The 9,442-nt window shown below is 67.7% G+C and carries 7 protein-coding genes and 3 pseudogenes; 6 read left to right on the forward strand and 4 right to left on the reverse strand.

The window, feature by feature from the left end; all coding sequences use genetic code 11:
* The first annotated feature begins 711 nt into the window (after window positions 1–711).
* Entirely contained in the window at window positions 712–1,257 is a 546-nt protein-coding gene (locus IO20_RS40590) for a hypothetical protein (protein ID WP_157850863.1), read from the forward strand.
* 66 nt (window positions 1,258–1,323) lie between these two features.
* Here IO20_RS40590 and IO20_RS38125 read toward each other — a convergent pair.
* From IO20_RS38125 to IO20_RS39335, 3 pseudogenes are all read right to left on the reverse strand, one after another.
* Window positions 1,324–2,293 (reverse strand): annotated as a pseudogene (locus IO20_RS38125) (tyrosine-type recombinase/integrase); the annotation flags it as partial.
* 64 nt (window positions 2,294–2,357) lie between these two features.
* Window positions 2,358–2,751: pseudogene (locus tag IO20_RS37205) on the reverse strand (transposase); the annotation flags it as partial.
* Between the two features lie 67 nt (window positions 2,752–2,818).
* Window positions 2,819–3,283 (reverse strand): annotated as a pseudogene (locus tag IO20_RS39335) (IS110 family transposase); the annotation flags it as partial.
* A gap of 1,138 nt (window positions 3,284–4,421) precedes the next feature.
* On the opposite strand from IO20_RS39335, the gene IO20_RS0133580 reads away from it, so the two are divergent.
* The 3 genes from IO20_RS0133580 (at window position 4,422) to IO20_RS0133590 (ending at window position 5,991) form a co-directional block, all read left to right on the forward strand.
* Window positions 4,422–4,928 (forward strand): hypothetical protein, encoded by a 507-nt coding sequence (locus IO20_RS0133580; RefSeq protein ID WP_245685150.1) that lies wholly within the window; start codon window positions 4,422–4,424, stop codon window positions 4,926–4,928.
* Between the two features lie 89 nt (window positions 4,929–5,017).
* Window positions 5,018–5,317, forward strand: a complete 300-nt coding sequence (locus tag IO20_RS0133585) for a tail fiber domain-containing protein (RefSeq protein ID WP_245685151.1) — start codon at window positions 5,018–5,020, stop codon at window positions 5,315–5,317.
* Window positions 5,314–5,991 (forward strand): 2OG-Fe(II) oxygenase, encoded by a 678-nt coding sequence (locus IO20_RS0133590; protein WP_030556952.1) that lies wholly within the window; start codon window positions 5,314–5,316, stop codon window positions 5,989–5,991. Before IO20_RS0133585 ends, IO20_RS0133590 begins: the two co-directional genes overlap by 4 nt.
* 1,154 nt (window positions 5,992–7,145) lie before the next feature.
* Here IO20_RS0133590 and IO20_RS0133600 read toward each other — a convergent pair.
* Window positions 7,146–7,784: a peptidase inhibitor family I36 protein gene (locus IO20_RS0133600; protein WP_030556953.1), complete on the reverse strand. Its 639-nt coding sequence runs from the start codon at window positions 7,782–7,784 to the stop codon at window positions 7,146–7,148.
* Between the two features lie 132 nt (window positions 7,785–7,916).
* Between IO20_RS0133600 and IO20_RS0133605 the strand changes: the two genes are divergently transcribed.
* Window positions 7,917–8,348 carry a cupin domain-containing protein gene (locus IO20_RS0133605; protein WP_037636946.1) on the forward strand — a complete coding sequence of 144 codons (432 nt, stop codon included), beginning with the start codon at window positions 7,917–7,919 and terminating at the stop codon, window positions 8,346–8,348.
* Window positions 8,349–8,562: 214 nt separating this feature from the next.
* Window positions 8,563–8,784: a hypothetical protein gene (locus tag IO20_RS0133610; protein WP_030556957.1), complete on the forward strand. Its 222-nt coding sequence runs from the start codon at window positions 8,563–8,565 to the stop codon at window positions 8,782–8,784.
* Window positions 8,785–9,442: the final 658 nt, after the last annotated feature.

A 9,442-nucleotide genomic window follows, 5' to 3' on the forward strand; every position in this document is an offset into this window, starting at 1 on the left:
CACACACCACCTTCCGCCCGGGCCGGCCGGGGTGACTTCTGGGTCGAGCTGTCGGCCGCCGAGTACCGGTGGCTCGCCTGCCGGCTGACCGAGGCTCTCACGGATGCACTCCGGGTCGCCGAGTCGCGCGGTGACCGCATCCCCGACCCGCCCGAGAACCCTGACTCCTGACGGCAGTAGCGACGGCAACAACCACGGATTCAGGCGCACAACCACGGACTCCCTCGGACCGCAAAACCCCTCCCCACCTGCATAAAGCAGCTAGGGGAGGGGCTGCCAGCACACGTACTATGTACTGGCGGGCAATACGCCGGTACTTGTTCACAACAACAATTGCGACCTATTTCCTAACCAGATGAAGGGAGGCCTCGATGGGGAGCTTCGCCTGGCGGATAGGCTGGGGGTCACTCCGTCTGGCCCCGGAGCCGCTGGATTTGACTCCGCAGTGAGTTCAGGAACCGTGAAATGGGCTGTCCGGGAAGATGGGGGCCTTGTGGTCCAGCCGAAGTTCGTCAATGGCCAGGAGATTTCGCACTCGGTTCTCACACGAGGAGCTCCTGTTCGCGCGGCCGGCGAGGCTGATATCGCGGGCTCGTCGGGAAGCGGGTACTTCGGGCTTGATATCAATAACCACAGTGGTCACTTCCGCCCGTCGGGTGAGAGCTTGCAAATCGGTAGAGATGCATTCGCTGCAGCGGGGATTCACTTCTGATGAATAGCTTCGACGATCTCGCGGCGCTCGATCTGCGGTCTCTCTCTGAGGCCCTGGCTGCACATGTCCCGGGGGTCTCTGAACTGGGCCCAAACGAGTGGCTGGGCGTTGTCGAGCTGCTGACTGCGCGCCTAGCTGACGAGTGTAGGGGTCTTTCAGGGGCATCCTGGGGGACCTGCTCTGAAGCTCTGGGGTATGCACTCAATTCAGCAGTAGCGTCAGGGGTGATTGATCACCGTGAGAGTGTGATTCGCCTCCTGAATCTTTCCCTTGCCGTGCTTCGGCAGGTTCCATCGAATGCTGAAATTGACATCCTTAATCCGGACCTCCTGATCGATCTCCTGTTTCGAGAGCTACCGATGTCGGTTGAGGAGGCTCGGGATCTGTCGGCTGATTGGCGCACTCGCGAGATTGCGCAGATTCGGCGCCTGCGAGCTGTCAAGAATCTCCTATCACCCGCGCTCGCTCTCGTGAGGATGGCGTTCGGAGAAGACTTCGATGAACGCTTGAAAGCGTGGGAGGAAGTATTTCCGTCGCTGCCATGAGTGACTGACCGGAAGCCCCGCCAGAAACGAATTCTGGCGGGGCTTCTTGGCATCTTGACGGCAACGTCAGCGGACGGGTGCTGCACAAAGTGGCGGTTCGTCGCCGTCGTCGGGTCGGGCGGAGGGCTGGGCGGGGTCGCGAAGGGCCTTGCCGAGGAGGTCGATGGCGTCGCGCTGGAGGCGGAGTCGGACGTGGGCGTACACGGTCGCGGTCACGCCGATGTGGGCATGGCCCAACAGCTCCTTGATGACAACGAGTTCAACGCCCTGTTCCAGGAGGAGGGTGGCCGCCGAGTGCCGGAGGTCGTGGAAGCGGATGCGGCGGAGCGTGGCTCGGCGGAGCAGGGTGTTGAAGTGCCGGGTGAGGGTGGCTCCCTCGATCGGGGAGCCGTCCGGCCGGGTGAAGACGTAGCCGCTCGCCTTCCAGCCCGAACCTGCTGCTTCGCGCTCCTGGTGCTGCCGGTGGCGGTGCTGTGCGAGTGAGCGCACGCACGGCGTCGGCAGGGCGATCCGCCGCTCGGAGCTCTGGGTCTTGGTCGGCAGGGCGGTCAGGCCGTCCGCCGGAGTTGGTGCGCTGGAGGGTGCGGCGGATACTGGCGGTTCCGCCGGCCAGGTCGAGGTCTTCCCAGCGCAGGCCGAGGAGTTCGCCCTTACGAAGCCCGGTGCGCAGAGCGAGTTCGAACAGCGCCTGGAGCCGGTGGCCGTGCACAGCGGTGAGGAGGTCGCGGGCCTCGTCGACGGTCAGGGGTTCGAAGCGGCGGGGGCGGGGTGTGCCCATGCGGACGTTGCGGGCGACGTTGCGGGGAATCTCCTCTTCGCGGACGGCGTGCTCCAGGGCGGACTTGAGCACGGAGTGGATGTAGGCGAGGGTCAGAACGGACAGGCGCTTGCCGCAGCAGATGCCGGCCGCGCAGCACAGTGGCTGGTCGCGGGCGGTGTCGAGGCCACGCGCGCAGCACTGGCAGGTGGTGCGGAGCTGGTCGAGCCAGGTGCGGACGTCCTTGGCGGTGAGTTTGGCGAGCTTCTTCTTGCCTAAGGCTTGTCCCGCAATTGATCTCTGGAGCACGGTCGGCTGCTTCGCAGAGACGGGACTGAGCCTGCTACTCGGCCCGGAGGAGGTTGTGCAGGCGGGCGATGCCGAGCATGGCGTGGTGGACTCCGTCGCCCTTGAGGCGGCAGTCGCGCAGGATCTTCCAGGTCTTCATGCGCGCGAAGACGTGCTCGACGCGGGCTCGGACCTGCTTGTGGGAGCGATTGTGCTCACTTCCAGTCGCACAGGTCCCCGCCAGCAGGACGGCGGTGGGGAATGATCAGCCCGGTTCCCGGATAGCCGCCGTCGGCAATCGTTGTAGTCCTGCCGACGGCGGCTTTTGCGCCGGACTCGGACCAGGCCTTGCAGTCGTTGCGGTTGCCAGGCATCGGACGACCCACGACAACGACCTGGTGGCTGTCTACGTCGATGCCGACCTGGTGGTTCGTGGAGTATCGATAGTCGGGTCTTGCCGCGCAGGGCGGTGTACTTGACGCGGATATCGTCCGGGGCGGTGATGAGGATGTGCGCGATCTGGTTCAGGGTGGCGGTGCGGGCCTTGACGGCGGACCGGGCGGCGTTGTGGAGGGCGCGTATGCCGCTGACGGTATCGTCCTTGGGAATGACCGAGGCGCGGCCGGACAGCGGGGCGCGGGCGGCTGCGTAGGCGTCGATGGGATCGGACTTGCCGATCCGGCGCCGCTCTGCCTTGTCGGGCCGGTTGACCTCGACCACGGTCAGGCCCGCTTGGCGGGCGGCACGGGTGAACCCCAGGCCGTAGGAGGAGGTCCCCTCGACCCCGACGGCGGTCACGGTGCCGTGGGCGTTCAGGAACGCGATCGCCGCGGCGTATCCGGCTTGCGTGGTCGGGAACTCGGCGTCGGCGATGTGGCCGCCCCGGTCGGTGATGACAGCGACGTGGATCGTGTCCGCGTGGGAGTCCACTCCGCCGAACACCGCATCCAGTTCGGTGGCGGGCGTGGTCGTCGCTGTCATCCTGTGGGCTGCCTTTCTGGCCGGAGGTGACGCCGGCCGGGTGGGTCAGACAGGACATTGAGGGAGCCTCTGGCCAAGCTCCTATCAGGTCATGTTCCACCTGGCCGGAGCCATGGAGAACGGGTCCCGGTAGCCGGACAGGACAGTCGCAGGACAGCCCAGCAGGACGTCAGTCAGACCCTGAGCCACGACCACCGGAACCCGCAGTATCAATGTCAGACCCTGCCTCTAGAGTGCGTCCAGGATGGGGCCGGTTCCGAGGCCACCAGCACTGAAGAACGGCAGCCTCCCTGGTCTGCACGGGGGCGGTTTCGGCCCAACCGGCGTCCAGGCACCGTCGAGGGCCACGAGTGCAGCCTGACAGCCCGACCCCATCCCACCCAACTTCACGGCCAACTCACCACGACTGGTGCACGTATCTCCGTACTCCGCGGTGCACATTCAGAAGTACGCCGACACCAGGCCAGGCACATGGCTGGGGGGGGGGAACTCCGCGGGCCCGATTGCGGGCGCGGAGACCCTCCCGAGCGGGAGCAGATGGCTGCCGCGACATCAGCGTGCCAAAAGGGCAAGGCCACGGCTAAGCCGACTGCAGATCATCCATCAGTGTTCCTTGGTGAGGGGAACTCAGTCGACGCAGCCCCGACACAAGGAGGTATCTGCAACCGGTAGGGCCGATCCTGATGCCGGCGAGCCCCCGGCCAGGGTGGGCAATCCTCGGGGTTCGGGGCGGCTTGCCCAGGCATTGTGGCTGTCCTTGGGTGTCTTGACCATCCTCCCGGTGCCGCACCGTCCGGCGCCAGAGTCCGCGGACAGCCAGTCAGGTTCCCGCGAGCGCGGTAGGCCGTGTCCGGCGGTTCAGGGCGCGGGCGCTCAGGGTGGCCACTTGCTGGCCGGTATGAATCGTCCGCGTTCGTCACAGTGCCGTCGGCGATTCATCAGATGGTGCGTACTCGTGTTCATCGGACGCACATGCCGGATGGGTGTGGCTACGGTCGTTCGCGTCGTCCCAGGGGGGCGGCATCGGTCGAGTGCCGCATGCGCCAGGACCGTCCCGGCCTTCCGCCGGTGCGGAGCGCGCCCGAGCGGCTCCCAGGGAGTGGACATGGGTTCTGTTGGTCGTAGGACCGTCGCGGTGATGGCAGCCGCTCTGGCGTCGCTGGGGGCGGGAAGCGGTGTCGCCGCGACCGCGACCCCCTCGTCGCCCGCGCCGTGCAGCGGCGCGGAATGCCCAAGCCTGAAGCCGATCAGGCTCACGACCAGCCAGGCCACCTTGAACGTCACCCAGATGCAACTGGAGAACATCCACGCGATGGCCTCCGACGCCATCACCGGGGAACCCATCCGAGGAGCGAAGATCGTGTTCGCCACTGTCGGTGGCCGGACCCTGGGGGCCGCCTTCACCGACTACGACGGTGTGGCCTCGATCACCGCCCCGGAGAACCTGGGTCCCGGAACCCTTCAGGAGCTGCTCGGTGGCTACGAAGCCGCGTTCGTCGGCGACGGCGTGCACGCGCCCGTCGGGGCCCACGGTGCGATCACCATCGGTACCGACCAGGGACCCGGGGTGCCGGGCGCTCCATGCTCGCTCTGCAGTGACCGTGGGCTCAAGCAGGACGTGGTCGCGGTCGACTGGAGCCGGTGACGATGCGGATCCTCAGCAGGTGGTCCCGGGCGGCCGGCGACGCCTCTCCGGACCCCCCTGCCGCGGAAGGTGCACGGGACAGCATCGCCGTGACGCCGGTCGGCACGGTCAACGGCTTCGCCGTCCTGGATACCGTGGCCGCGCTGCCGGTCAGCACCTGGCGCTACCTCTGGGAGCCCGAGGGCGTCCGTCACCTCGGGCCGATGGCCCAGGACTGGCACGCCGCTTTCGGCTTCAACCAGGACGACACCAGGATCCCCGTCGTCGACGGCCTCGGCGTGGCCCTGGTCAGCATCCAGGCCCTCCACCGTCACGTGGAGGAACTGCAGGACGAAGTGGCCCGGCTGCGCGAGGCCACGGCCGTGACCTCGCCCGAGGCGGGGCAATGACGGCGAACGGCCTCTCGCCGGTGTCCACGGACGCGATCTGGCGGCTCCCCGTCACGGTCTGCCGCATCACCGGGTTCCTGGGCGAGCGGACAGCCGGCCTCCTGCTGGAGCGTGCCATCGCCTCCACGGGCGACCGGCTGAAGCCCTCCCTGGTCCGGGACCGGGAGCTGGCCCCTGACCTGCGCAGGTCCCGGTCGTGCCCCGACTTCCAGGCGCCTGAGCTACTGGCGGCCATCGACGACGTCCGGGAGGCGGTCGAGCACACGCTGGGAGTCGACTGCCGTTACACCGAGCCAAGTTACGGTCTCAACGTGCACAACGACGGGGACTTCTACGGCCCGCACCAGGACACCAGCGCCGCGTACGCCCCCCGCCGTCTGCTCACGTTCGTGTACTACCTGCACCGCACGCCCCGGCCGTTCGGCGGCGGCGAGCTGCGCGTCTTCGACGCCGCCCTGCCGCTGCACACCGAGACAACCGGAGAGTGGGAGGAACGTACCTGGCGGGACTGGGAACCCGAGCACGACAGCATCGTGTTCTTCCTTCCCACCGCCTGGCATGAGGTGCGACCGGTCGTGTGCCCCGGAAGGCAGCACGAGGACAGCCGCTTCGCCGTCAACGGCTGGCTGTGCGCGCCCGACCCAACGCACCACGGGGGCAACGACTGCCGGTGAGAAGCAGACAGAGCCTGATAGCCGTTGGCCCGCGCCTCTGCGAGGAACGAGTACGAGGTGTGATCGAGGCCCGCCTCGAATGCGGCGAGGTCCGTCGGGCCGGTTCCGTCGGCGGCCAGGATGAACGGCTTCCTGAGCTCCTCGCCCGCCTTGAACACGCGAACGGTCCCGCCGTTGTGCAGCTGCCATTCGATCGCCGAAGCCATCGGTCCTCCTGAGAGTGGGGAGCCCCGTGGGGCTCCGATACGTTCGGTCGTACAGACCGCCGACGGGAGACCTCCGCTGCCACCACGGCAACGTCGGACGGGATCATGGCGCGTATGCCCGAGACGGCCCCCCTCTGCGGCCTGCACGCGACGCTATCGATCACACACAGCGCGTGACCAGAGGTTCAGGCCATCACGCATCCCGTGTCCGGATCGCGATCGATCAGCGCTGTCAGCCGACTCGGGGTGAGCCCCGGGCAGCCATGTACAGAACACGGGGGCGGCACGGGGATGCGGCGCATGGAAGCTCACCGGCCAACCTGTCAAGAGCGATGGTGGGGTGACGTTGCGTCGTGGCAAGATCAACGTCGGTCGGCACGGTGCCAGACCAATGAGGAGGCCACCACAGGCGACGAAACTGAGTACCTCGCTGGCGATGAAGTCGGCGGATGCGTCGGCGAAACCAGGCCCGTCCCGGACAACAGCACCGACGCAGGCTGCAGCGTCTCCCGCAGCGCTGATGCGTCAACCTCCGAGATCCCCGGCATCACCGTGATCACGGCCGAAGACGTCAAGCCCGAAGACGTAGGCACGCTCAGCCTGCGCTACGTCGACGGCGTCGCCCAGCTCGTCGTCCACGGCGGGACGGTCCTGCCGGCGGCGCTGACGATTGGTGACGAGGCCGAGAACACCGTCGCGACATACTCAGCCGGGACTCCGCCCCAGGCGCAGAATCGTATCGACGGAGGCACCGGAATCTACCCGGGGGCATGCCGGGGAATACCAGTGATGCCGCAGCAGACGACTCTGGGCCAGCCCTCGAAACGCTTGACTAGAGGACCAGCTCTGCGAACCGCCTCGGTACATGCCCCGACACTGTGCCGCAGCGAAACCATGCCCACACCGCTAGGTCAGCGCGTGCCGTCCGACCTCTGCGCCCCGGCTCTCCTAGGCGACCGGCACGGCTGGGACAGCCGGCACGACCGCCGTGTGCCCTGCCGGCAGGAAATGCCCAGCCGCGTGGTTCTGACCCCGGGCATCGCGTGGGGCCTTGTCCAGGAAGACTGAACCGACGTGGTCGTTCAGGTTCACGGCCTGCGGCTCGTAGTTGTAGACGTACGTGCCCTGGCCCGTCTTGCTGTAGGAGGCCAGGCGGCCGCCCCACTCCTTCGTCACGTTCAGACTGGGGAGCTTCTCCCCCGGAGCCAGGGCGATGATGTCGGCGGACTCCTGAATGGTCCACTCGCTGCGCAGGGTGGCGGTGTAGAGCTTGGTGTTGTTGAAGGCGGAACGGCCCTTGTGGTCGGGCTGCCTGCCCTCCAGGTTGTACTCCACCTTCTCGGCGGCCCCGTTGTTCCCGAACAGCCAGATGCGGGCCGGGCCGGAGGCGTTGTACTGGGCGTGCTCGTAAAGGCACAGGTGAGCGGTCGGGCAGGCGTCCAGGCCCTGGGCGGTCTTCACCCGGATCTCAGGGGTGGGAGCGGGAGCGGCGGGGGTGGGGGCGGCGGTGCTGTGGCCCGCCACGACCAGCGCCAGAGACAGCGAGGCAGCAGCGAGGACGCCGGCCAGCACGGTACGGATCTTCATACCCGCCCTAACCAGCCCGACCCGAGCACGGACACGGGCCCCTCAGGCCACGGACAATGTCTTGGGCCCGGGCAGCGGCTGTGGGTGGCGGGAACTGCTCCCCCGCCACCGGGTGCCTGGTGTACTGCCCGCATGGCAGATCAAAAGCAGTGCACCGTCGTACGAACCGGCACCTACGAAGGCATCCAGGGCGGCACGTTCGGCGCCGGGATCAGCGCCCAGTCCGCCGGCTCCGAGCGGCTGTGCCTGCACCGGCTGGTGATGCCCGCCGGCACCCGCGGCCGCCCTCACCTCCATCAGGGACACGAGTCGGCCATCTTCATCCAGTCCGGACAAGTCGAGGTCTGGCACGGCACCGACCTCGCCGAGCACGTCGTGCTGCGGGCCGGGGACCACATCCACATCCCCGCCGACACCCCCCACATGCCCGTCAACACCGGGACCGAGGACATGGTCTGCCTCGTCGCCCGCACCGACCCCGACGAACAAGAAGGCGTCCAACTCCTCGACTTCCCCACCTGGCTGGAAACCCGGCTCGGCCTGCTGCCCGTCGGCGCCGGCTAACCCCGCGCCCAAAACACCCTGCTGCGCCCCGTCGTGCCAAGTGCAGGGCGGGGCTTCCGGGGGCGTGGGAGATCGCTGGCGGTCAACTGGGAGTTCGGATCCCCGATCGTTGATCCCAAGCAGGTCCCCCGCCCCGGTACATGCGCCCGACACTGTGCCGGCGCGGAGCCATGTCCGGGCGTGACCCCAGCATCTTGAAGATCGTTGGCAGGGCATGAACAACACCAAGCGCGTACTTACCGCCGTCGCCCTCGCCGGGGCTGCCCTCACGATCGCCGGTCCGGCCGCCCAGGCCACTGACGGTCCGATCCTCCCCGGCCTGTCGCGCATCACCGCCCTGGACCCTGCGGGACCCGCCTTCGCTGGTCCCAACACCATCGTCACCGGTCTGGCCGCCATCGCCCCCGTGGCCGCCCCAGACCAGTACTGGCGCTGACCCGATCGCCTAGCGGCACCCCTCACCTACGCGTACGCGAGGGCCGGATTCACTGCTGCGGAGGACACAAAGCGGGGGCCGCCACCCATCGGTGACGACCCCTGGGAAACCCGTCCACCGGCGCGCGGCGGTTCTGTCGGCGGTCAGCCGGCTCCGCCTCCAGGACCAGCCCGCTGCACGGGCGCTGGCAGCAGAGCAAAGGTTTCCCATTGGGCCGAGTGCACCATCTGGGACTCGTATGGGCGAACGGCCCTGGGCCTCGCTGGAGACCGGACCAACTCCCAGGTCAGGGTGGACACGCCCCCGACCACTCAACCAAAGGACCAGCCATGTCCGCGGCAAGCAACGCACCGTCAGACTCCGAGCAGAACGGTGAACCCACCCTCCCTCGCCACGTCACGTGGCCCCACGGAGTCGAGTACCCAGCACAGCTGGAACTGCGAGACAAGCAAGGCCAAATCCTCGCCCCCCATCAGTAGTATCAGCTTCCCCAGCCAAACGTTCGAGTACGGCGATGGGTGTCGTCTGTGCTCCCGTCCGGATAATCCTGAGACGGCCCGCAGCAACCTCCGTATCTTGGCGCCATGACGGACGAGGCAGAGCCGGGGCTTGATTTGAACCGCTGGGGCGACACATCGGACCCGGCTCCGGAGCGGCG

The sequence above is a fragment of the Streptomyces exfoliatus genome, assembly GCF_000725545.1.
GTDB lineage: Bacteria > Actinomycetota > Actinomycetes > Streptomycetales > Streptomycetaceae > Streptomyces > Streptomyces exfoliatus.